General features: G+C 70.1%; 2 protein-coding genes (1 of these 2 only partly in view). Both read left to right on the forward strand.

Translation table 11 applies throughout. The annotated features are described in order from the left end of the window. A complete protein-coding gene (locus L5G33_RS00640; protein ID WP_236996209.1) occupies positions 1-25,683 on the forward strand; it encodes a non-ribosomal peptide synthase/polyketide synthase in 25,683 nt (8,560 codons plus the stop codon). Next, a protein-coding gene (locus L5G33_RS00645; RefSeq protein ID WP_236996210.1) for a non-ribosomal peptide synthetase crosses the window boundary here: on the forward strand, positions 25,676-26,435 show its 5' end (the start). 5,063 nt of this gene lie beyond the right edge of the window; only the first 760 of its 5,823 coding nucleotides appear in the window; it begins with the start codon at positions 25,676-25,678; its stop codon lies beyond the right edge, outside the window. The genes L5G33_RS00640 and L5G33_RS00645 overlap by 8 nt, the downstream gene beginning before the upstream one ends.

Genomic DNA, 26,435 nt, shown 5'->3' on the forward strand with positions numbered 1-26,435 from the left:
GTGGCAGCGACCCTCCAACGGATGTGGGGGGACCGGCCGTCGACACCTCAGCTGGTAGGAGTCGGTTCGGCGATCGCGCCGCAGGCCGAGGCGTTCACCGGGGCCGCCGGGCCCGTGTCGTTCGCCGCGCTTGATGCTCAGGTCGCCACGACCGCGCAGATATTCGCAGCTCAGGGACTCGACCCGGAGGCTGCGGTAAGCGCAGCCGTCGCGGGGACACTCGGTGCCGCCGGTTCGCCCGCTGAGGTCGCGAACGCTGTCGGCCGGGTCGTCGAGGAGATCCGTGAGCGTGCGTGCGCGTTGGCCGGCACCGTCGACTGGGCATCGCTGGCCGGCCTGTTCCGTTCGGCGGCCCACTTGCACGCGGATCGCGTCGCGGTGTGCGACACTGCGGGGCGCGTCCTCTCGTATCAAGAGCTGGACCGTCGATCCGACGAGTTGGCGGCGGGGCTCGCTGCGCGAGGAGTGAGCGCGGGAGACGTCGTCGGTCTGGCGCTGGATCGGACAGTCGACGTCCTCGTCGCCGTCTTGGGGGTCCTCAAAGTAGGCGCGGCGTACCTGCCGCTCGACACCGCTCACCCAGAGGACCGGCTGACGTTCGTCGTCGAAGACGCCGATCCTGCTCTCGTAATCGCAGAGCCCACCGATCTCGACCGATTGAGCTTCCTTGGAGCCGACCGCGCGAGCATAGGCGAACTCTCGGCCGCCGGATTCGACGGGATCGCCCACCACCTGCCGAACGTGATCGACCCTGCTTCCGCCGCGTACATGATCTACACCTCGGGTTCCACCGGCCGACCCAAGGGCGTCGTCGTCGAGCATCGGAACGCCGTGGCACTGATGGCCGCCGCGGCACAGGAGTACGACGTCGACGAGACCGACGTGTGGACGATGTTCCACTCGTATGCGTTCGACGTGTCGGTGTTCGAGATGTGGGGCGCACTGCTGTTCGGCGGTCGCCTGGTGGTCGTTGATTACGTCACGACCCGCAGCCCGGACGAGTTCGCCGTACTCCTCTCGAAAGAACAGGTGACCGTCGTCTCGCAGACGCCGTCGGCGTACTACCAGTTGTCGGCATCGGTGCGGCCGAACGTCGGACGGTTGTCGCCGTCGGTCCGATACATGATCTTCGCGGGCGAAGCCCTCGACTTCCACCAGGTACGTCGGTGGTACGCCGACCGCAGTGAGGCGGGCGAGGGCGGCGGTCCGATCCTGGTCAACATGTACGGCATCACCGAGACGACAGTCCACTCGACGTTTCGGGCCCTCGACCGCGACCTCGTCGAAGCGACCGCGGCGTCGGACGTCGGCGTCGGTCTGCCCGATCTGACGATCCACCTGTTGGATGCGCGCCTACGGCCCGTCCCGGACGGTGTGCCCGGCGAGATCTATGTGAGCGGCACACAGGTGACCCGCGGCTACCTCGGCAGACCCGGTTTGAGCGCGGGACGCTTCGTCGCCGATCCGTTCGCAGGCGACGGCGGCACCCGCATGTACCGCAGTGGCGACCTCGGGGTCTGGAACGCAGGCAATCTCGAGTATCTGGGACGCGGAGACGCCCAGGTCAAGCTGCGCGGATTCCGTATCGAACTCGGCGAGGTCGAGGCTGCGCTCCTCGCCGCGGACGGTGTGTCGGCGGCCGCCGCGGCGGTCAAGACGAGAACTGCAGGTGACGCCGACGGTCCGGGCATGGAACTGCTCGTCGGATACGTGGTCGAGGCCGCTGACGGACCGGCGGCGGACCCGGCTGCGGTTCGGCACACCGCATCGCTCCACGTGCCGTCGTACATGGTGCCGGACGTAGTCGTGATCCTCGACAGGCTGCCGTTGACGGTGAACGGAAAGTTGGACCGTCGAGCGTTGCCCGAACCGGTCCTGGCCGGATCGGTCGACGAGTACGCGGCGCCGGAAGGCGCCGAGGAGACCGCCGTCGCCGAGATCTTCGCCGAGGTCCTCGGCATCGACGATCCGAGCGTCACCGAGTCGATGTTCGACCTCGGCGGCAACTCGTTGGCGGCGACGCAGATCGCGGCACGGGTCGGGCGCGCACTCGATGTGCACGTCGGCGTGCGCGACGTGTTCGATGCGCCGTCGGTCCGTGGGCTGTGCGTACTCCTGAACAGACGAACCCGCGGCGATCGGCCGCAGCTGCGGCGCCGCGCGGACGTTGGTGGGCCGATCCCGCTGGCACTGGAACAGCGACGCATGTGGTTCCTCGCCGAGTTCGATCCGGGCAGTTCGGCGTACAACGTTCCGCTCGTGCTCCGACTTCGCGGCGACCTCGACCCGGTCGCCCTCGACGCCGCGGTGCACGATCTGATCGGCCGCCACGAGTCCTTACGGACCCGGTTCCCAGCCGTCGACGGCGTGCCTGAGCAGGTCGTATGCGGCATCGACGACGGTCACCGGCCCGATGTGCAGATCGCGGTGCCCGCGGCGGTCGCCGAACCAGGTCTCGACCACACGCTTGCCGAACTGTTCGGCACGGGCTTCGATCTGCGATCGGCGCCGCCGTTGCGCGCACGACTGTTCCGGATCCAAGACGGTGACAGTCTCCAGGACAGTGGCGTCGGTCTGCGCGACCACGTCTTTGTCCTCGTCGCACACCACATCATCGTCGACGGCGCATCGCTGACGCCTTTGGCGCGAGACCTCATGACCGCGTACGCGGCTCGCGCCGAAGGGCATCCGCCGTCGTGGTCGGAGCTGCCCGTCCAGTACGCCGACTATTCGACCTGGCAGACCGCGGTCGTCGGCGACCCGTCCGACCCGAGCTCGATCGCGGCCCAGCAGCTGCAGTTCTGGCGCGGCCGGCTCGCCGGCGTCGACGAGGTCCTCGCGCTGCCCAGCGACCGTCCGCGCCCACACGTTCTCGGGAAGTCGGCGGGATCGGTCACCTTCGACGTCGACGCCGACCTCGCCCGGCAGATCGACGAGGCCGCACACGAGCACAACGCGTCCGTCTTCATGGTGGTGCACGCGCTGTGGGCGGTGGCGCTGTCCCGTCTGGCCGGGGCCCGCGATCTGACGATCGGCACGCCGTTCGGCGGGCGGACCGACGCAGCGCTCGACGATCTGATCGGCATGTTCGTCAACACGCTGGTGCTGCGGACGGAGATCGATCCGGCCGCCGACCTGGCGGCACTCCTCTCTCAGGTCCGCACCGACGACCTCGCCGCGTTCGCCAACGCGGACATCCCGTTCGACCTGGTCGTCGACGACCTCGATCCGGTCCGGAGCACTGCGCACGCCCCGCTGTTCCAGGTGCTCCTCGTCCTGCAGGACACCCGCGGAGCCGAACTGTCGCTGCCGGGTGTCGGCGTCGAACGGATGGAACAGTATCGGGACCTCACCGAATACGACCTCGCGATCACCTTCCTGCAGGACGGGACGTCGGACCGGCACGGTGCGCTGTCCGGCGTCATCGAGTACGCGACCGACCTGTTCGACGCGGAGCGGATCCGCGGCTTCATCGACGTGTTCATGCGAGTGGCGCACGGGCTGTTGACCGAGCCCGCACTGACCGTTGGCGACGTCGAGGTCCTCGATGAAGACGACCGCGCAGCTGTCGTCGCCCTCGCGGCTGGTGATGCCATCGGCCTGCAGCCCGAACTCGTCGGCGACGCGCTCGCCCGACAGGCGGAGCGCACCCCGGACGCGGTGGCGCTCGTGTTCGAGGGCAGGCACGTCGACTACCGCGAACTCGGCGCCCGGGTGGCACTGCTGGCACGCGAGCTGATCGCCGCAGGAGTTCGCGCGGAGACAGCGGTCGCGGTCGCGATCCCACGGTCGATCGACCTCGTCGTCGCGATCCACGCGATCATCACCGCGGGTGGCCAGTACGTTCCGGTCGACGCGGACACACCGGCCGAGCGCGTCCAGTACATGGTGGACACCGCAGGTGTGACGGTCGCGCTCGTGCCCGCCGCGACGGCGGGTGGATCGTCGATCGTGCTTGACGACGTCGACGGCGTGACAACGATCGCGGTGGACTCTTCCACGGAACTGCCTGCCGACCCGGTGGCTCCGGTCGCCGCTGCCGAACGGCGGGGCACGATCACGCCGGACTCGGCGTTGTACACCCTGTTCACGTCCGGCTCGACGGGCAGGCCCAAGGGCGTGACGCTGAGCCACGAAGCCGTGATGAATCGGCTGCGGTGGGGGCTCGACGTGCTGCCGGCCGACCGCGTGGTGCTCAAGACGCCGTTCACGTTCGACTGCTCGGTCCCGGAACTGTTCGCGCCGCTGATGGCGGGCGCGCGCGTCGTCATCGCCCGCCCGGGCGGACACCTGGAACCGGTGTACATGGCGAGGCTGATCACCGAGACCGGCGCGACGATGGTGCACTTCGTGCCGTCAGTCCTGTCCGTCTTCGTCGACGTGCTCGGCGACGACCGGCTCACTGCGCTCGACAGTCTCCGAATCATCTCGACGACCGGCGAGGCCCTGCCCGCCACCGTCGCCGGCCAGGTGCGCGCGGCGCTGCCCGACACCCGCCTGTACAACCTCTACGGGCCGACTGAGGCCGCGGTCGAGATCACCTACCATGAGGTGACGTTCAATCCAGCCGTCGAGCTCCCCGTCTCGGTTCCCATCGGCCGTCCAATGTGGAACTCGACCGCATACGTGCTCGACGACCGGCTCCACCCCGTCGGGCCCGACGTCGTCGGCGAGCTCTATCTGGGTGGCGTGCAACTCGCGCGCGGGTACGCCGACCGACCCGACCTGACAGCGGAACGATTCGTCGCCGACCCGTTCGGCGCGCCCGGAGAGCGGCTGTACCGCACCGGCGACCTCGTTCGTGCGAACCAGAGAGGCGAACTCGACTACATCGGGCGTGCCGACTTCCAGGTCAAGTTGCACGGGCAACGGATCGAGCTCGGCGAGATCGAATCGGTGCTCTCCGGTGCGCCGGACGTCACGCACGCCGCGGTCGTCGTCGCCGTCGCACCCGGCGGCGGACAGCAGCTCGCCGGATATCTGGCGGCGGCGCCCGGCCACGAGGTGGTCGTCGACGAGGTGCGGCGATTCGCGGAGGGTGCCCTCCCGGAGTACATGGTGCCGACCGTGTGGACCGTGCTCGAGTCGATCCCGCTGAACACGGCCGGAAAACTCGACCGCCGGGCGTTGCCCGCACCGGAGTTCGTCGCGCAGGAGTTCGTCGCCCCGACTGGCGTCGTCGAGAAGACGATCGCGGCGATCTTCGCCGACGTCCTCGACGTGCCGGAAGTCTCGGCGACCGCGTCGTTCTTCGACATCGGCGGCGACTCGCTGTCGGCGACCCGAGTCGTCGCGCGGATCGACGACGCTCTTGGTTCGGGGCCGTCGATCCGTGACCTGTTCGACGCCCCGTCACCGCGCGACCTCGCCGAGCGTGTCGACGGGTCGGCGCAGGCGGTCATCGCTGCGCCGTCGGAGCGGGGCGCTTTCCCGCCGTTGTCGCCCGCTCAGCAACGGCTGTGGTTCATCAACCAGTTCGACACCTCGTCAGCCGCGTACAACATCCCCATGGTGCTGCATCTGGACGGTCCGCTCGATCACGGTGCGCTGCGCGCCGCGGTGTCCGACGTCCTCGAACGGCACGAGGTGCTGCGCACGCTCTTCCCGACGCGTTCGGGATCGTCCGAGCCGTATCAGCGGGTGCTCGATGTCGCGGACGCGTCGGCGCGCGTGACGTGGGTGCGACATGATCAACTCGCCGACGCGCAGGCCGCCGCGCTGGTCGGCTTCGACGTCACAGCCGACTTACCGGTGCGTGTGGGGATCGTCGAGCAACCCGAACGCCACACGTTGCTGATGGTCGTCCACCACATCGCATTCGACGGACAGTCGGTGCCCCTGCTGGCCCGCGACCTGATGGCCGCGTACGCGGCACGGGTCACCGGGCAGCCGTTCGGTCTCGATCCCCTACAGATCCAGTACGCGGACTTCGCGCACTGGCACCGCGAGCGCCTCGGCGACCTGGACACCGCCGACTCGTTGGCGGCCCAGCAGGCCTCGTATTGGCGTGAGCAGCTCGCGGGTGCGCCGGAGACACTCGCGCTGCCCGCCGACCGCCGCCGTCCCGCGGTCGTCGACCAGTCCGGCGACCGGGTTGCGTTGACCGTCCCACAGTCGGTGGCCGACGCGGTCGTCGACTTCGCAGCACGTCGGGGAGCGACCCCGTTCATGGTGGTGCACCTGGCCGTCGCGGTCGCGATGGCACGTCTGGCGTCGACCGACGACGTCTCGATCGGTGTCGCGATCGCCGGCCGTGGCCGTCCCGAGATCGACGATCTGGTCGGCATGTTCGTCAACACCTTGGTGCTTCGCACCCGGGTCCGCCCCGAGGCTACGGCGGCCGAACTCCTCGACGAACTCCGACGGGCGGACCTCGACGCGTTCGCGCACGCCGACCTACCGTTCGAGCAGTTGGTGGACGTCCTCGCCCCCGAACGCTCCACCGCGTACGCCCCGCTGTTCCAGGTCGGTATGACCTATCAGCGGCGCGACGCCGCATTCGACGCGGAACAGACGGTCGCGGGCCTGCGGGTGCGTGGCGAGGACTTGGCGGTCCCGATGTCGCGGTTCGACCTCGAGTTCGGTGTGATCGAGAGTCGGAATACCGACGGCGGCGTCGTGCTCGCCGGCGAGATGAGCTTCGCGACGGCATTGTTCGACCGGTCGACAGCGCAGCGTTTCGCCGACACCTGGCTCCAGGTGTTGACCGCCGTCGCGACCGTCGGCAGCACACCGGTCGGCGACATCGGTCTCCTCAGCCCGGCACAGCGCGGCGACCTGGTCCCCGCGACCGGGTCGAGAGCGCCCGGACCGGAGACGTTGGTCGACCTGCTCGCTCAAAGGAGCGTGTCGCCGTACGCTCCGGCGATCATCGACGAGGCAGGCGAACTCGACAACGCCGCAGCAGCCGCCGTGACGAACCGGTTGGCGCGATGGCTGCTCGCCGCAGGCATCGGGCCCGGCGACGTAGTCGCCGTATGCATCCCGCGGTCGCGGGAGTCCGTCCTCGCAGTGTGGGCGGTCCTCGCGACGGGCGCGGCGTATCTGCCGATCGACCCGCGTCTGCCCGCCGACCGCATCGACTACATGCTCGCGGACTCCGATGTCCGCCTCGGCCTGACCGTCGATGACCTCGGCCCCGCCGCCGCCTCGTGCGAGTGGATCGCACTCGACGACCCGACGGTGACCGCCCAACTCGCCGAGTTGTCCGTCGACCCGGTCGACACCACCGAGCTGCGCCGCGCACCGCGACTCGACGACCTCGTCTACGTCATCTACACGTCCGGATCCACCGGACGTCCCAAAGCGGTCGCCGTACCGCACCGTGGCCTCGCCGCGCTGGCCGCGGCCCAGCGGGCGGTGACCGGCGACGACCCGGACGCGCGTGTCCTGCACGTCGCGTCGCCGAGCTTCGACGCCGCGTTCTTCGAGATGTTCTGGGCGCACGCCGCGAGCGTCCCCCTCGTCGTCTCGCCCGCCGACGTGTACGGCGGTGCCGACCTCGCCGATTTGATCGAGCGCCACCGCGTCACCGACGTGGTCATCACCCCGACCGCCCTCGCAACCGTCCCCGAGGGGCGCGCCACCCACCTGCGTCGCCTGACGACCGCAGGCGAGGCATGTCCGCCCGAACTGGTGGACCGATGGGCGCCCGGGCGCACCATGATCAACCTGTACGGCCCGACCGAGACGACGATCTGGGCGACGTCGGCTCCGCTGCAGACCGGACGCCCGGTCACCATCGGCCGTCCGATCAACGACGTGGAGATCCTCGTCCTCGACGCCCGACTGCAGCCTGTGCCGATCGGAGTCGTCGGCGAGATGTACATCGCGTCGCCCGGCCTGGCACGCGGCTACCTACACCGTCCCGACCTCACCGCAGACCGTTTCGTCGCCGACCCGTACGGACGGCCGGGGGCACGCATGTACCGGACCGGTGACCTCGTCCGCTGGACGGCGGACGCTGACCTCGAGTTCGCCGGACGCACTGACTTCCAGGTCAAGGTGCGCGGCCAGCGCGTCGAGCTCGCCGAGATCGACGCGGCGCTCCGCTCGCTACCCGCCATCGCGCAGGCGGTGACCGTCGGGGCGCCCGGCCCGGCGGGCCGCACCGTCCTCGCGTCCTACGTGGTGGGTGTCGACGGCAGCGGTATCGATGTGGAGGCGGTTGAACGCAACCTGCGCGAGCACCTCGCCGACTACATGGTTCCGTCGGCGATCATGGTCCTCGACGAGCTTCCCCGCACCGCGATGGGCAAACTCGACCGGGACGCGCTGCCCGCGCCCGTCCTCACCGGACACACCGCATTCGTCGCGCCGGTCGGTGAACGCGAGACCCGCATCGCCGAGATCATCGCGTCGCTGCTCGGCATCGACGAGGTGTCGGCCACCGACTCGTTCTTCGAGCTCGGCGGCGACTCCATCGTCTCGATCTCGTTGTCGGCCGCATTGCGCGCCAACGGTTTCGACCTTCGGCCTCGTGATATTTTCGAGCACCGCACCGCGCGAGCTCTGGCCCTCGCGGCACGCGAGGCATCCTCGGACGTCCTACGCGAACTTCCCGGCGGTGGTGTCGGAGACACTCCGTTGACGCCGGTCATGCGGTGGCTCCTCGACCGTGCACCCGCGGTCGCCGACCTCGCCGACTATTCGCAGGCGGCCGTCCTCGTCCTCGCTTCGGACGCCGACCCGGAGCAGGTCCGGGCGACGTTCGCGGCCGTCGCGGGCGCACACCCGATGCTGACCGCGCGCCTGCACCGTGAGCAGGACACGGACATCGTGCGGGCGGGCGACGCCGAGTTCGACGCCGACCAGCAGGTGGTCGTCGGAGCCGCCGATGTCGACGGCGCACACCGGCACGCGGTGTCTCTACTCGATCCCGCGGCCGGGCGGATGTTCTCCGCGGTCACCGTGCCGTCGGCCGGACGCATCGTCGTCGCCGCGCACCATCTCGCCGTCGACACCGTGTCGTGGTCGATCATCATCGGCGACCTCGCCACCGCGTGGGCGCAGGCGAGCACGGGCACACCGATCGAGGTGGCGGGGGAGGCCACATCGGTCCGCCGCTGGAACACCGCCATCGCCGAACAGCCCGTCGCGCGACTCGACGAGGCCGCGCTGTGGGCCGACCGTCTCGGCGGCGTCGAGGCAGTCACGCGGCGCCCGATCCTGCGCCGTCTGGTCGACCCGAACGTCGACCGTGAGCGCGACCTGACATCGCATCTGTTGCAGATCGACGCAGATCTGGCGCAGACGATCGTCGAGGACGCCCCGGCCGCGTTCGGCGGCACCGCGCAGGACGTGCTGATCGCGACCCTCGGTCGCGCACTCGCACAGTGGGCCGATCCGATGAGCGGGGACGTCGACGGCGTGCCGATCCTCATCGAAGGCCACGGCCGGGCCGAACAGATCGCGCCGGGCGCCGACCTGGGTCGGACAGTCGGCTGGTTCACCGCGGTGTCGGCGGTCCGCGTGCCCACGGGAACGACGTCACGCATCGCCGCGGTCAAGACCGTCAAGGAAGAATTGGCGACTGCCGCGGACAACGGCGTCGGGTTCGGCGCGCTGCGGTGGGGCGAGATCCCCAACGGCGCCGTCACATCCGACCTTCGCGTGCTGCGGACCGCCGCACTGCCCGAGATAGCCTTCAACTACCTGGGCGTGACGCGGACCGCCGACAGCGATCTCACAGTCTCAGATCCGGCGTCCCTGCCGCCGTTCGCGCCTGCGCCCGAGACGCACCGGCTTCCCGGATCGATGGCGGGCGGGCTCGTTCCCGTCGCAGGCCTCGCAGTCAACGTGTCCGTCCGTGACCAGGAGACCGGTTACCTCGTCGACGCGGACCTCAGCCACCTGCCCACGATCGTCGACGCCGCCGACGTCGACGACATCTGCCGGTTGTGGATGGAGGAGTTGCGTGGCGTCGCCGACGTGCTCGCCTCCGATCGGCCGATCGGTCGAACGCCGTCGGACATTCCCGGAGTCGAGCTGTCGCAAGACGAAGTGGACATTCTGGACGAGCAGTTCGCCGGGTGGGATGTGTGGCGACTGACCCCGCTGCAGGCCGGACTGCTGTTCGAATCCGACATCGCGCAGGCCGGTGCCTCGGCGACCGAGGGCCCAGACCCCGTTGACTTCTACGCCTCGCAGGTGCGCATCGACTTGGACGGGCCGGTGGATGCGTCCCGACTGCAGGCCGCAGCCTCCACCGTCCTGGCGCAGCGAGCGATACTGCGTGCCGCGTTCGTACGGACGCCCGACGGCACCGCGGTCGCAGTGATCTCGCCTGACGCCACCCCGGAGTGGGACGAGTTCGACATGAGCGGACTCGCCGACCCCGCGGAGCGCGCCGTCGCGGTAGACGAGATCGCGGCACGCGCCGCTGCCGATCACTTCGATCTGAGCAGTCCGGGCGCGATCCGCTTCGCCCTGGTCCGGTTCGAGGACACCGCGACGCTGATCGTCACGAACCATCACATCGTTCTCGACGGCTGGTCCGGACCGATCCTGCTCGCCGAACTGTTCGGCGCCTACGCGGGCGTGGACACCGACCAGTTGGGCGGCGCCGACTTCGACACCTACCTGCGGTGGCTGGCCCGCCAGGACCGGGAGAAGGGGATCGCCGCGTGGACGCGGGCCCTCACCGGATTCCACGGCGCATCCCTGATCTCCACCGGCGTCCGCCCGGAGGGGCAGCGTGTGTCCGTCGACCACCGCGCCATGCTGGGCCCAGCTGAGTTCGGCGCCCTGGAATCGTTGGCGCGGACCAGCGGCAGCACCGTGTCCACGATCCTGCAATTGGCGTGGGCCGTCGTCCTCGGCCGCTACACAGGGCAGCACACGGTCGTCTTCGGCGAGACCGTGTCCGGTCGTCCCCCGGAGGTCGACGGTATCGAGCGCATGGTCGGTCTGTTCATCAACACGCTGCCCGTCCAGGTGGAACTCGACGATGCGGAGTCGGTGGCCGACGCGTTGACCAGACTCGCTGACGCGAAGCTGGCCACCCTCGACTACCAGTACATCGGTCTGCCGGAGATCTCGGCGGCGCTCGGTGAGCCCGTCCTGTTCGACTCGCTCGTCGTGTACGAGTCGTATCCGGTGGATGCGGCCTCGCTCGCGGCCGCGGGTGACCTCGCGGGCCTGTCCGTCGCGTCGGTCCAGACGTCCGACGCGACGCACTACCCGGTCAGCGTGGCCGCGGCCAGCCACGGCAATGACCTGTCGTTGACCATCAAGCACCGTCCCGACCTGGTGCCGCCGGGGCTGGCGGAAGCGGTCGCCGACGGACTCCGCACCGTCCTGCACCAGTTCTCCACCGACCCCCGGATGCCGTTGGGTGCCGTGAGGATCCTCAGCGACACCGACCGCGACCGGCTGCTCGCCGTCGACTTGCCGCCGCTCGTACCGCAGGCGACACTGGCAGAACTCGTGACGGCCGCCGCCGCGCGCTGGCCCGAGCGGACCGCGGTCGTCGACGACACCGGCGAGTCGCTGACCTACGCCGAACTCGACCGCGCATCGAACGCTCTCGCCCGCTGGCTCATCGACCGCGGCGTCGGGGCCGACGACATCGTCGCGCTCGCGATCGGCCGTTCGCTCGATCTGCACGTCTGCATGTGGGCGGTCGCCAAGGCCGGTGCAGGCTTCCTGCCGGTCGACACCGAGTACCCGGCGGACCGCATCGCGTTCATGCTCGCCGACTCCGGCGCGAACCTGGGACTGTCCGCGGGTGGGGCGCAGCCGCCGGCCGGCGCCGACTTCACCTGGACGGACATCGACGACCTGTCGTGCAACGGCCTCGACGGGTACTGCACCGACGCGTTGACCGAGGGCGAGACCGCCGGTCGCCGCTTCCTCGACGCCGTCGCATACGTCATCTACACGTCCGGTTCGACCGGCGTCCCGAAGGGCGTCGAAGTCACCGGCCGAGGGATCGCGCCCTATGCGGCTGCACACGCGGCGGCGCTCGACGTCGCCGACGGCGGCACCGTGCTGTCGTTCGCGTCGCCGAGCTTCGACGCGTCCGTCCTCGAGCTGCTTCTGGCTCTCGCCGTCGGCGGCACCCTCCACATCCGGCCGCCGTCGGCCGTCGGCGGCGTCGAACTCGAAGAATTCCTGACCAGCCGCGACATCAGACACGCGTTCCTGACCACCCGTGTGACCGAGACTCTCCGGCCCGAGCGGACCCCGCTGCAGATGGTGTGCACCGGCGGCGAGAACGTGCCGAGCGAACTACGGAACCGGTGGGCTCCCCACGCACGGTTCCACAACGTGTACGGGCCCAGCGAGACCACCATGGTGGTTTCAGCGAGCTCTGCGAAGACCCTCGACGCCCCGATGGACATCGGCGGCCCGCTCCCCGGCACCGGCATGGTCGTCCTCGACAACACGCTGTCCGGCGTCCCGGTCGGGGCCGTCGGCGAACTGTACATCCTCGGCCCGTCGCTCGCGCGCGGTTACCGGCACCGCGCGGGCCAGACCGCAGGCACGTTCGTCGCCTGCCCGTTCGGTGTGCCCGGCGCCCGCATGTACCGCACCGGCGACCTCGTGCGGTGGATCGCCGGGGACGATAAGGGACACCTGGTCCTCGAACACATGGGGCGCAGTGACTTCCAGGTGAAACTCCGCGGCCAGCGACTCGAACTCGGCGACATCGAGCACGTGCTCGACGGACATCCGGAGGTTCGGATGGCCGCGGTGACTGCGGTGACCGAAGGCGCCCAGGTGACACGCCTGCACGCGTACGTCGTGCTCACCGATGGTGCGTCGGCGACGCCTGCGCGACTGCGCGAACACCTAGCCGACCACCTGCCGGGTTACATGGTGCCCGCGGGCGTCATGATTCTCGACGAGATGCCGCTGACTCCGGTCGGCAAACTAGACCGCGCGGCGCTGCCCGAGATCGCCATCGACGCCTCCGAGGACTACGTGGCGCCCGCCGACGACGTCGAGACCCGGGTCGCGGACATCTTCGCCGACCTCCTGGACATCGACCGGGTCGGAGCCACCGACAGCTTCTTCGAGGTCGGCGGCGATTCGTTGTCGGCGACACGCCTCGCCGCGAGGGTCGGTGCGGCGCTCGACACCACCGTGACGGTCCGCGACGTATTCGAGGCCCCAACGGTGCGGGCGCTCGCTGCACGCGCGATGGCGGCCACCGCACGCGGGGCGGCGCCGATCGTCGCGGACGCGGTCCGTCCCGCCGACGTCCCGCTGTCGTTCGCGCAGCAGCGTATGTGGTTCATCAACCGCTACGACGCGCAGTCGCCGGCCTACAACGTGCCCCTCACGCTGCGTTTGCGCGGCGAGTTGGACGTCGACGCGCTGCACGGAGCGCTCATCGACGTCGTCACACGACACGAGGTACTGCGCACGTGCTTCCCACACCGTGACGGCGTGCCCTACCAAGAGGTCGGCGACGCGGCCGAGGTCTCCTCGACCCTCGACTGGGCGACCGTGTCCGATCCGGACGCGCTCACCGCCGCCGCGACCACAGGCTTCGACGTCACCGTCGACTGGCCGGTGCGTGCACGCCTCCTCGCGAGCGGCCCCGACCACCACGTACTGCTGGTGGTGCTGCACCACATCGCATTCGACGGTGAATCGATGAGGCCGTTCGTCACGGACCTCGTCTCCGCGTACACCGCACGCCGTGCGAGCGAGGCGTGGACAGTGCCCGAACTCGACCTGCAGTTCGCCGACTACGCGCTGTGGCAGCACCGCGAACTCGGCACCGTCGACGACCCGGAGTCGGAGATCGGGCGTCAATTGGCCTACTGGCAGGAACGTCTGGCAGGCGCCCCAGACGTCGTGGATCTGCCGACCGACCGACCGCGGCCCGCCGTCGCCTCCCAGCGTGGTGCCGCCCACCGATTCGAGATCCCCGCGTCGGTCGCCGCCCAGGTTACTGCTCTCGCCGCGGCCGCCGGAGCCACCGAGTTCATGGTCGTGCAGGCAGCCCTCGCAGTCCTGATCGCACGCGCGTCAGGCGAAGGCGATGTCACCGTGTCGACCCCCGTCGCAGGCCGCGGACAGCAGTCGCTCGACGATCTCGTCGGCATGTTCGTCAACACCCTCGTGCTCCGCAGCCGGGTCGATTCGACCGAGTCGTTCGCGGCTCTCGTCGGCCGAATCCGGGAGATCGACCTGGAGGCGTTCGCCCACGCCGACGTGCCGTTCGAAGTGGTCGTCGATCGGGTCGACCCGGTACGCTCGGAGGCTTTCGCGCCGCTGTCGCAGATCGCCCTGACCTTCGAACGAGCCTCGATGATCGAGCTGGCGGGCGGGGCACTCGCCGCCGCGGACAGCCCGGTCGCCGACATCGCAGGCCTCCGTGTCGACGCTGTCGAACCGGACCGCATCCCGGCGAAGGTCGATCTGACGTTCGCCGTGGCACCCGCCCCCGACCAGGCGTGGGAAGCGTCGATCATCTACGCGAGTGACCTGTTCGACCCGTCGACCGTGGCCCGGATCGTCGCCCGATTCGTGCGGGTCCTCGACGAGTTGACCGGTAGCCCGGCAGCCGCTGTCGGCGACGCCGACCTGCTGCTCGAGACCGAGCGCGGCCGACTGGCCGCGCTGGCGGGGACCGACAGCGCACGCGCTGCTCTGGCCGGCGTCGACGAGGACGCCATCGTGTCCGAGATGCTCACCGACCATTCGGCACGCACCCCGGACGCACCCGCACTCACCCTCGGCGACCGCACCCTGAGCTACCGAGAACTGCATGAGCGAGTGACCCTCGCGGCGCGCGACCTCATCGCCGCGGGTGTGGGGCCCGAAGTCGCGGTGGCCGTGTGCATGCCGCGCTCGATCGAGTTGGCGATCGCCTTCCACGCGGTCCTCGACGCGGGCGGGCGCTACGTGCCGATCGATCCGCAGGCTCCGTCCGAACGCATCGCGTACCTGCTGCGGACGTCGGGCGCCGTCGTCGTCCTCACCGACCAGCCGACGGATCTGCCCATCTTGTCGGACGTCGAGTTCGCGGCGCTGCACCTGATCAGGCTCGACGCCGACCGTCCGTTGCCGCCGACCGGCGTCGAGCCGTTGAGGCAAGCCGAACGACTCGGACCGATCCGTCCCGAGACATCGGTGTACACGGTCTTCACCTCCGGGTCGACGGGCCTGCCGAAGGGCGTCACCGTCTCGCACGGAGCGCTGCGGACCATGGTCGACGACGACTTCCGGCGGTTCGGCTTCGGGCCGGAGGACTCGGTCCTGTTCGCGTTGGCGATCACGTTCGACCCGTCAGTCATCGATTTCCTCCGGCCCGTCGCGGACGGTGGTCGTTCGGTGATGCTCCGTCCGGACGGGGAACGCGACCCGCGCTACATGCTTGAGGTGATCCGCCGCGAACGCGTCACCTCCGTGGTCTTGGTTCCGTCGTTGCTGGCCGCCATGCTTGATCTCGCGACCGACGAGGAGCTGGCCGGACTGGACGCGCTCCGTGCGCTCGGCGTCGGCGGCGAAGCACTGTCGCCAGGGCTGGCCGCCGCCGTCCACGAACGACTGCCGCACGTCTGGCTGTTCAACCTGTATGGGCCGACCGAAACCACGATCTACTCGGTGGTACATCGCGTGGTCGGCGCGGAAGGGACGATCCCGCTAGGGGCGCCCGTCGCCGACACTTCCTCGTACGTTCTCGACGAACGCCTGAAACCCGTGCCCGTGGGCGTGGTCGGTGAGTTGTATCACGGCGGCGTGCGGGTGGCTCGCGGCTACGAGGCCCGGCCAGGACTGACGGTCGACCGATTTGTCGCCGATCCGTTCATCGAGTCCGGCATGCGCATGTATCGGACCGGCGACCTGGCGCGGTGGAACCGTCTCGGCGAACTCGAGTACATCGGACGAGCCGACTTCCAGGTGAAGCTGCGTGGCCAGCGCATCGAACTGGGCGAGGTCGAGGGAGTCCTCGCCCGCCACCCCGGTGTCGCGAACGTCGCGGCCGCGGTCGTCGACACGCCCGCCGGTCAGCAACTCGTCGCGTACGTGTCGGGCGCCGCGCTCGACCTGGCCACGCTCAAACAGCACGCAGTCGACACGTTGCCGACGTTCATGCGGCCCGGCGGGTGGATGCTCCTCGACGAGCTGCCGTTGAACGCCGCGGGCAAGATCGACCGTCGAGCCCTGCCCGAACCGCAGTTCGAAGCCGACGAATACGTCGCGCCCGCCGATGACACCGAACGTATCGTCGCCGGCATCGTCGCGAACGTGCTGGGAGTCGACCGCGTGTCGGCGACCGCGTCGTTCTTCGACGTCGGCGGCAACTCGCTGAGCGCGGCGCGGGTCGCGGCGCGAGTCGGCGACGCACTCGGCGTCGACATAGCGGTCCGCGACCTGTTCGAGTCGCCGACCGTCCGCGAACTCGTGGCGCACGCGCGCTCGTCGGATGCGGCGGCCGTCGTCCCGCCGATCCGCGCCGTCACGCCGCGGCCGGACCGGCTCCCGCTGTCGTTCGCCCAGCAGCGGATGTGGTTCATCAACCAGTTCGACACCTCGGCGAGCGCGTACAACGTGCCGATCGTTCTGTCGCTGTCCGGGCCGGTCGACGCCGAGGCCGTCGCCGCAGCGGTCGCCGACGTCGTCGTCCGCCACGAGGTGTTGCGTACTGTCTTCCCGGCGGATCCCGACGGTGTCCCGCACCAGGTGATCGCCGACGCCGCCGACGTCCGATCACGGCTCGACTGGACGACGACCAGCGATCCCGGGGTGCTCCGCAGCGCGGTCACCGACGGTTTCGACGTGGCCAGCGGGTGGCCGGTCCGTGCGGTCCTGCTCCGCGAGAACGCGACCGCGTACACATTGGCGATCGTCATCCACCACATCGCGGGCGACGGTGAGTCCCTACGCCCGCTGGTCGCTGCGCTGCTCGCCGGCTACGAGGCCCGCGCCCGCGGCGTCGCACCCGAACTGGGCGACCTCACCGTTCAGATCGCCGACTACGCGCTGTGGCAGCGTCGTCATCTGGGCAGCGTCGACGACCCCCTTTCGGTGGTCGGCAGCCAGCTCGCCTATTGGCGGAACCGCCTCGCCGGAGCGCCGGAGGCGCTCACGCTGCCGACCGACCGGCCCCGACCGGCGATCCGCGACGCGCGTGGCGCCGACTACGAGTTCGCCGTCCCCGACGATCTCGCGTCCGGGATCGCCCGCATCGCGCGCGCACACCAGCTGACCGAGTTCATGGTGGTGCACGCCGCGTTGAGTGTGCTCGCCGCACGCCTGTCCGGCGAGACCGACATCGCGGTCGGCGCCGCCGTCGCCGGACGAGGAGCGGCCGAACTCGATGAGCTGATCGGCATGTTCGTCAACACGGTGGTGCTCCGCACTGAGGTCGATCTCGGCGCCGACTCCGCAACCGTGCTGGCCGACATCCGCGACATCGACGTCGCAGCCCTCTCGCGGACCGACCTGCCGTTCGAAGAGCTCGTCGACGCGGTCGCCGGAGCACGCGACCTGTCTGTGTCTCCGCTGTTCCAGATCGGCTTGACCTATCAGTCCACCGATCACACCGCTGGCCAGTCCACCGGCCAGGATCAGCCGATCCGCGTCGCCGACATCGACGTCGCCTGGGTCGACTCCGACGTGGCGACCGCGAAGGTCGACCTGTCCCTCGGGTGGTCGCGTCGACGCGACGCGGACGGCTCGACGACGGTCACCGGCCTGTTCAACTATGCGGTCGCACTCTTCGACGAGGCGACGATCGCCCAGTTCGCCGAGCGGCTGACCGCCATCTTGCAGGCCTTCGTCGACACCCCGGACCTGCCGGTCGGCGACATCGACCTGACCGTCGCCGCCGACCCCGCACCGGTTCTCGGCGACGGCGCGTCGGCGCAGCCGATGACCCTCGTCGACCTGCTGGATCGACGCGTACTCGACGCCGACGCACCCGCGGTGCGGTGTGACGACCGGCGCCTGACTTACGGTGAGTTCGAAGCCCTGAGCAATGCGCTCGCACGACAGCTGATCGACCGCGGCGTCGGCCCCGGCGACGTCGTCGCGCTCGGCATCGGTCGAGGCGTCGACTCGGTGCTCGCGGTGTGGGCTGTGGTCAAGACCGGCGCCGCGTACGTGCCGGTGGATCCGCGCCTGGCAACCGATCGGGTCGCGCACATGTTGGCCGATGCGGACGTCCGCATCGGGTTGACCACCGAAGCCGACCGGCCGTCGTTGTCCGTCGGAGCATGGCTGTCCATCGACGGCGACGAGATGCGCCGTGCGCTCGACGACACCGCGACCGCGCCGCTGCAGAGCGGGGAACGACGTCGTGAGCCCATGCTCGACGACCTCGCGTACCTCATCTACACGTCCGGGTCGACGGGCCTGCCGAAGGCCGTCGCGGTCGCGAACCGAGGCGTCGCGAACCTCGTCGCCGCGCAGACGTCGGAGCTGGGCACCGCCGCCAACAGTCGTGTTCTGCACGTCGCGTCGCCGAGCTTTGACGCGGCCTTCTTCGAGATGATCTGGGCTTATGCGCGCGGAGCCGAACTCGTGGTGTCGCCCCCCGACGTGTACGGCGGACATGAGTTGGCGCAGGTCGTCGACGGCGGGGCCGTGACCGACCTCGTGATCACCCCGACCGTCCTCGCCACCCTCGATCCCGACGATGTGCCGACCGTGCGGACGGTGACTGTCGCGGGTGAGGCATGCCCGCCGGACCTGGCGGCGCGCTGGTCGATCGGCAGGCGGATGGTCAACCTGTACGGCCCGTCCGAGACCACAGTGTGGGCCACCGCGGGCGAGGTCACCACCGACCGGCCCGTCACCATCGGTCTGCCAGTCCCCGGCGTGACCGCGATGGTGTTGGGGCCACGGCTGCGTCCCGTCCCCGCCGGAGTGACCGGCGAGCTGTATCTGACCGGTGACGCGCTCGCGCTCGGCTACCTGCGCCGCGCAGGACTCACCGCATCGCGATTCGTCGCGTGCGACTTCACCGCGCCCGGCGCCCGGATGTACGCGACCGGCGACCTCGTCCGTTACACCCGGCACGGCGACCTCGAATACGTCGGCCGGTCCGACTTCCAAGTCAAGATCAACGGTCAGCGCGTCGAACTCGGTGAGATCGACGCGGTCCTCGCCGCACAGCCCGGCGTCGCACAAGCGGTGACGCTCGACCGGGTCGGCGCCGACGGCCGGACCCGGCTCATCAGCTATCTCGTGGCGCGGCCCGGACTCGCCGTCGACCAGACGGACGTCCGTGGCGCCCTCGCGGCGCGGCTGCCCGGCTACATGATGCCGTCGGCGATCGTCGAACTCGACGAAATGCCGACCACGGTCCTCGGCAAACTCGACCGAAACGCGCTGCCGGCCCCGCCCGAGACGCAGGGCGATGGCGTGGTGCCACCCGCCGACGAGGTCGAGGCGTCCATCGCGCAGGTGTTCGCAGGCGTGCTTGGGCGGGCCGGCGTCAGTGTCACCGAGTCGTTCTTCGCGCTCGGCGGCGACTCCATCGCGTCGATTCAGTTGGCGTCGGCGTTACGCGCCGCCGGCCATCCGGTGAGCCCGCGGGACATCTTCGAGAACCCGACGGTGCGTGCCCTCGCCGCCGTCGTCGACGCCGCACCACTCACGCTCCCCGAATTCGACGGCGGCGGCAGTGGCGAAATTCTCCCGGTGCCGCCCATGGTGCGCTGGATGCTCGACCACGTCGTCGATCCCGGTGACGCCGACGACTTCTCGCAGGCCGTCGTCGTCAACCTGCCTTCCCGCGTCGAGCTCGATCACCTCCGCGCAGTGGTCGACGCGGTCGTCGCCGTCCACCCGATGCTCCGCGCGGTGCTCTCGACGGTCGACAGTCGGCCCGCCCTCCGCTCGGGGGCGGCGGAGGCGACGCCGTTCGTCGCGATCGACACGCACCGTTCAGTCCGGGACTGGGATGACGCCGTTCTCGACGCACACCGGACTGCACTCGCCGCTCTCGATCCGTCCCACGGAACCGTGTTCGCGGCCGTCGGCGTACGGGACGACTCCGGAGCGGGACGCCTCGTCGTCGCCGCCCACCACCTCGCGGTCGACATCGTGTCGTGGCAGACGATCCTCGCCGACCTCGCCGCGGCTGATGCACAGCTGACCGTGGGCGCCCACGTGGAACTGGCCGACGAAGGAACATCGGCCCGGCGCTGGGCTGGCGTCCTCGCCGAGCTCGCTGAGCGGGACTCGCCCGATCCGGACCGCACCGACGCGCACTGGCTCGGGCACCTTCCCGCCGCCGAGTCCGTCCGACTGCCCGGGGGAGTGCTCGCCGGCGGGCTCGATCGAGTCCGTGATCGACAGGCGACTGTCGAGGCGGCCGGATGGCAGATGCCTGCCGATCTCACCGAATCGGCATTGACCACGCTGCCCGCACTGTTCGGCGGAGCCCCGATCGACGTTCTCGTCGCCACCTTCGCCTCTGCGGTGCAGCGGGTGTTCGGCGACGATGAGCGACGCCGCGTCAACCTGCTGCTGGAGGGCCACGGACGCCAGGAACAGGTCGCGCCCGGCGCGGACTTGACGCGCACGGTCGGCTGGTTCACCGCGCTCGAACCGATCGCGATCGGCATCGACGACGACCCGGTCCACGCGGTCAAGGCCGTCCGCGAATCGCGGGCCAGCCATCCCGACGGCGGCCTGTCGTTCGGCGCCCGCCGCTACCTGCGTCCGGATTCGCCGCTCGCCGACGCTCCGTTGCCGGAGATCGGTTTCAACTTCGCGGGCGCGGGCCGCAGCGGCGACGTCGAACCCGCATTCGACGGCGCCGACCTGCTCGTGCCGGTGCCCGGTCCCGTCCTACCCGCGTCCGTGTCCGGCGCGATGACCGCGTTGAACGCACTGTCGGTCGACGTCGCCGTCACCGGCGACGAAACGGGCCGCCGCCTCGACCTGTCGATCGCGGCCCCGGCCGCGGTGCTCGACCGCGAGACGTCGACGCTACTGGCGCAGACCTGGCAGAGCGAACTCGCGCGTCTCGTCGCCCGGGTCGACGAACTGGGCGGGAAGGTCGGGCCCAGCCCGATGGACGTCTCCGGTGCGGGCCTGACCCAACCGGAGATCGACGACCTCGTCGACCGCAACCCGAACGCCGCCCTGTGGCCGCTCTCGCCACTGCAGCGCGGACTGTTCTTCCAGTCCGAGATCGTCGGCGACGGGCTCGACGTGTACATCACGCAGGCGGTCCTACGCTTGCGCGGACAGGTCGACGTCGGTCGTCTGCGTCGCGCGCTGACCACAGTGATCGGCCGCAACGCCGCGCTGCGGTCGACGTTCGTACGCACCGCGTCCGGCACCCCGGTCGCCGTGGTCCCGGACGCCTCGACCGTCCGACTGGAGATCGCGGAGCCGACTGCCGACGTGGCCGCCGTCGCAGCCGCCGAACGCCGCAACCCGTTCGACGTGGCCGAGGGGCCTCTCATCCGGTTCACGCTGGTGGCTGCATCAGACGGTGAGTCGAGCTTGATCGTCACCAACCACCACCTGGTCCTCGACGGCTGGTCCGGTCCGCTCCTCCTCGCGGAGATCCTGTCGGCGTACGCCGGTCCGGCGGATGCCGCACCGCAGGTAACGGTCGACGGTTACCACCGTTTTCTGCGGTGGCTGGGCGACACGGACTCGGCGGCCGACAGCGCGGCGTGGCGCGACGTCCTCTCCGACGTGGCGGGACCGACCTTGGTCGGCAGCGGCGATCGGCATCGGGTCGATAGCGAACCCCTCGAGGTTCGCACCGAGCTCGACGGCGGGGTGGGCGCACGGATTCACGCCCGCGGGCGTGAACTCGGCGTCACCACGTCCACGCTGCTCCAACTCGGCTGGGCGGTGCTGCTGTCCCGACTCGTCGACTCGCCGACCGTCGTATTCGGCGAGACGGTCGCGGGACGCCCCGCGGAGGTCGACGGCGCCGACGCCACCATTGGGCTGTTCATCAACACGCTGCCCGCAGCCGTCACCGTCGGCGGTGGCGTGTCCGTCGCTGACGCTGCCGTCGCGGTGCAGGCCGCGAAGACGAGAGTCCTCGGCCACCAGCACATCGGGTTGGCGGAGATCAGCGAGGCGACCGGGCACCCGGTGCTGTTCGACACGCTGTTCGTCTACGAGTCGTATCCGCTCGACCCCGCGACGGCGGGCGCGGACGGCGACCAGCCGTCCGATGCCCTGCAATTGACGGGCGTGGACGCATCGGATGCGACGCACTATCCGTTGACCCTGTCGGCCGCACCGCACCCGGGCGACGATCAGTCGATCGCGTTAACGTTGAAATTCCTGCCTGACCAGGTCCCGGCCGAACGTGCTCGATCCCTCGTCGACACGCTCGGCCGTATTCTCACGGTGATTGGTGAGAGCGGGAACGGTGAGAGCGGGATCGACGACCTGACCCTCGACGATCTCGCGTTGGTCGACGTGCCGAACGCGCAGGCCCAGGGCATCCTGCCTGCCACCGCGGGCGCAGGCACGCCGCCGGTGCTGCTGCCGGAGATGTTCACCGCTGCGGCACGGCGCGCTCCGGAACGCTCCGCTGTGGTCGACGCGGACGGCGTCGAGCTCACCTACCGCGAACTCGACGAGCGGTCCAGCCGGCTGGCCCGGATGCTCATCGAACGCGGTGTCGGAGCCGAACGGCCCGTCGCGCTGGCCATCCGCCGCTCGGCACTGTTGTTGACCGCGATCTGGGCCGTCGCCAAGACCGGCGGTGCGTATGTGCCGATCGACCCCGACTATCCGGCCGATCGCGTCGCAGCGATGGTCGAGGACTCGGCGGCGGTGCTCGGTCTGGCGACGGCGGACTGCGGGCCGCTCGACTCGGGACTGTCGTCGCCAGACGCGCTCGAATGGGTGCGTCTCGACGATCATGACGTAGCCGCAGACGTCGCGAGTCGGTCGCCCGCGCCGATCGGCTCGGTCGAACGACTCGCTCCGATCACGCCGGAGAACCTGGCGTACATGATCTACACGTCGGGTTCGACGGGACGCCCCAAGGGGGTGGCGGTGACCCACTCGGGCCTGGCGAACTTCGCCCGCCAGGAGTCGGTGCGCCTGCATGCCGAGCAGGCTCCGGTCGTGCTCGGCTTCGCGTCGCCGAGCTTCGACGCCTCGGTGCTCGAATACCTACTGGCGACGGTCAACGCGGGCACCATCGCGTACCGTCCGTCCGACGCGGTCGGCGGCGTCGCGCTCGAAGCCTTCATCGCTCGGCACGGTGTGACCCACACGTTCCTGACGCCGTCGGTGCTCGCGACACTCGATCCGGCCCGGGTGCCGAGTCTGTCGTCGGTCGCCGCAGGCGGTGAAGCGGTGCCGCAGGCCGTGGTCGACCAATGGTCGTCGGCCGTCGACCTGCATAACCTGTACGGTCCCACCGAGACGACCATCGGCATCACGATCAGCGCGACGTTGCAGGTCGGCGAGCCGGTCCACCTCGGCGGCCCGATCGTCGGAGTCGATCTGATGGTGCTCGACGACCGGCTTCGGCCGGTCCCGGTCGGCATACCGGGCGAACTGTACGTCGTCGGCAACGCGCTCTCGCGCGGGTACGCGGGCAAGCCCGGCCTGACCTCAGAACGGTTCGTCGCCGACCCGTACGGCACGGCAGGCGCCCGCATGTACCGGACCGGCGACGTGGTGCGGTGGGCGACCGATCGTCACGGAACGCTGACCCTCGAGTACACGGGCCGGTCCGACGAGCAGGTCAAGCTCCGTGGGCTCCGCATCGAACTCGGTGAGATCGAGGCGGTACTCGCCGGACATCCGGCGGTCGCGTCGGCTGTCGTCGTCGGCGTGGGCGGATCCGTCGCCACGTCGCTCGCCGCCTACGTGGTGCTCGACGGCACAGTCGATCCGGGCGAGCTGCGCGCGTTCGCGAGTCGAGCACTGCCCGCGCACATGGTTCCCGGATCGGTCACTGTGCTCGACGCATTGCCGTTGACGCCCGTCGGGAAACTCGACAAGCGGGCGCTGCCCGAGCCGGTCGTCGAGACCGGCGAGTTCGCGGCGCCGACAAGCCCGACCGAAGTCGCCGTCGTCGAGGTTGCGGCCGCAGTCTTGGGCGTCGAGCCCGACGCGGTGTCCGTCGACGCGAGCTTCTTCGAACTCGGCGGCGACTCGCTGTCGGCCGCGCGATATGCGGCCCAGCTGTCCGACCGGACCGGCGCCGCGGTGTCGGTGCGCGACGTGTTCGGCGCGGACACCGTGGCGGCACTCGCCTCGGTGATCGACGCCGCAGACGCCCGCCCGGCACTCGGGTCCGTGCGTGCGGTGTCGCCGCGCCCCGACGTCGTCCCGCTCTCGTTCGCCCAGCAGCGGATCTGGTTCATCGAACAGTTCGCTCCCGGCACCGCTGCGTACAACATCCCGATCGGGGTGCGCCTGCACGGGGACCTCGACGCGGACGCGATGCGCCGCGCGGTCTACGACGTGGTGGCACGCCACGAGATCCTCCGGACCACATTCGGGCAGTCGGCGGGCGAGCCGCACCAACTGGTCCACGACGCTGGTACGCCGACGGCCACCCCGGACTGGCAGGTCGTCGACACGATGGCCGCCGTCGAAGAGGCCGCAGCCACGGGTTTCGACGTGGCGGCGCAGGTGCCGTTCCGGGTCCGTCTGCTCCAGGCGGGTCCCGACGAGCACATTCTGTTCGCGGTGTTGCATCACCTGATCGGCGACGGCGAGTCGATGCGCCCGCTCATCTCCGATATCGTCACCGCCTACCTCGCGCGGCAGGCCGGGCAGGCCCCGGCCTTCCCGCCGCTTCCGGTGCAGTTCGCCGACTACGCGATCTGGCAGCGCGAGACACTCGGCACGCCTGACGACCCGGATTCGGTGATCGGCGGCCAACTCAACTATTGGGCCGAGCGTCTCGCGGCGTCGCCGGACGTGATCGATCTGTCGGCCGACCGGCCGCGGCCGCCGGTCGCGTCGCACCGCGGTGCGATGGTGCAGCTGCCGATCGACCGGACGACCGGCGCCCGGGTCGACGCGGTCGCCGCCGAGTCCGGGGTCACACCCTTCATGGTCGTCCACGCGGCGCTCGCCGTGCTGGTGTCGCGGCTGGCCGCGACCGACGACGTCGCGGTCGCGACCCCGATCGCCGGTCGCGGGCAGAGTGAGATCGAGCCGTTGGTCGGCATGTTCGTCAACACCCTGATCCTGCGGACGCCGATCCGGCCGCGGACACGGTTCGCGGACCTGCTCGCCGACGTCCGTGACACCGACGTGGAGGCGTTCGACCACGCTGACGCACCGTTCGAGTCTGTCGTGGAGCGGGTGCAGCCCACCCGGTCCGAGGCGTTCGCGGCGCTCGCGCAGGTGATCGTGAGCCTCACCGATACCACCGCGTCGGGCGATGCGCCCGATGTGGCAGGCCTGTCGGTGTCGGCCGTGCAACCGCCGGTCGTGCCCGCGAACTACGACCTGTCGGTGACGGTCGAGGCGAACCGGGGCGGCGACTGGGCGGTCCGGATCGTGTATGCGACCGACCTGTTCGACGAAGCGACCGCGACAGTGTTCGGCGACCGCTTCATCACGATGCTCGACGAGTTCGCCACGAACCCGGACACGCTGATCTCGGCGGTGCCGTTGATGACACGCGCCGAACGCGATCAGGTACTGCGGTGGTCGCGGGGACCGGAGCCGACCGGTTCGGCGCGCACATTGCCCGCTCTGAACACCCGAGTCCAGGAGAACACCCGAGTACAGGAGGTGGATCAGCGTGACTGATCGAGTACGCGAGGAGACGTCGCAGCCGGTTCCGGGAATGGTCGCGCCGATCGTGCCGACCGACCGCGCGGCGATCGTGTTCGGCGAGCGCACCGTGTCGTACGGCGAGTTCGTCGATCGGGTGTCGACGCTGGCCCGCACACTCATCGATGCGGGCGTCGGACCCGAGGTGGCTGTCGGCGTCCAGATGGACCGCTCCGTGGAGCTCATCGTCGCACTGCACGCGGTGTCGGCGGCGGGAGGGCAGTTCGTGCCGATGACCACCGACCTGCCCGACGACCGCTGCCGGTACATGGTCGCGACCGCGGGCGTCGCGCTGGTGCTGACCTCCGGTGATCCGCAATCGGTGCGCGAACGCTATCGCGGTCTCGCACCGGTGGTCGTCGTGGACTGCTCATCGCCGGCGGAGGCCGCCGCACCGGTCCGGGACGAGGAGCGGTCGGGGCCGATCCGTCCGGACACCGCCGCCTACACCCTGTTCACGTCGGGATCGACAGGCCGCCCCAAGGGCGTGACCGTCTCGCACGCGGCGATCACCAACCGGCTGGCGGCGGAAGCGTCGCTGGGGAAGTTGACGACCAGCGACGTCGTCCTCCACAAGGCGCCGATCACGTTCGACATATCGGTCGTCGAGATCTTCGGGACCATCGCGATCGGGGCGACGCTCGTGGTGGCAGCGCCGGGCGCGCACGGCGACCCGACGGCCCTCGAGCACGTGATCGGTCGGACGGGCGTCACTGTCGCCTTCTTCG

This window comes from Gordonia liuliyuniae, from assembly GCF_021738805.1.
In the GTDB taxonomy this organism is placed as follows: Bacteria; Actinomycetota; Actinomycetes; order Mycobacteriales; family Mycobacteriaceae; genus Gordonia; species Gordonia liuliyuniae.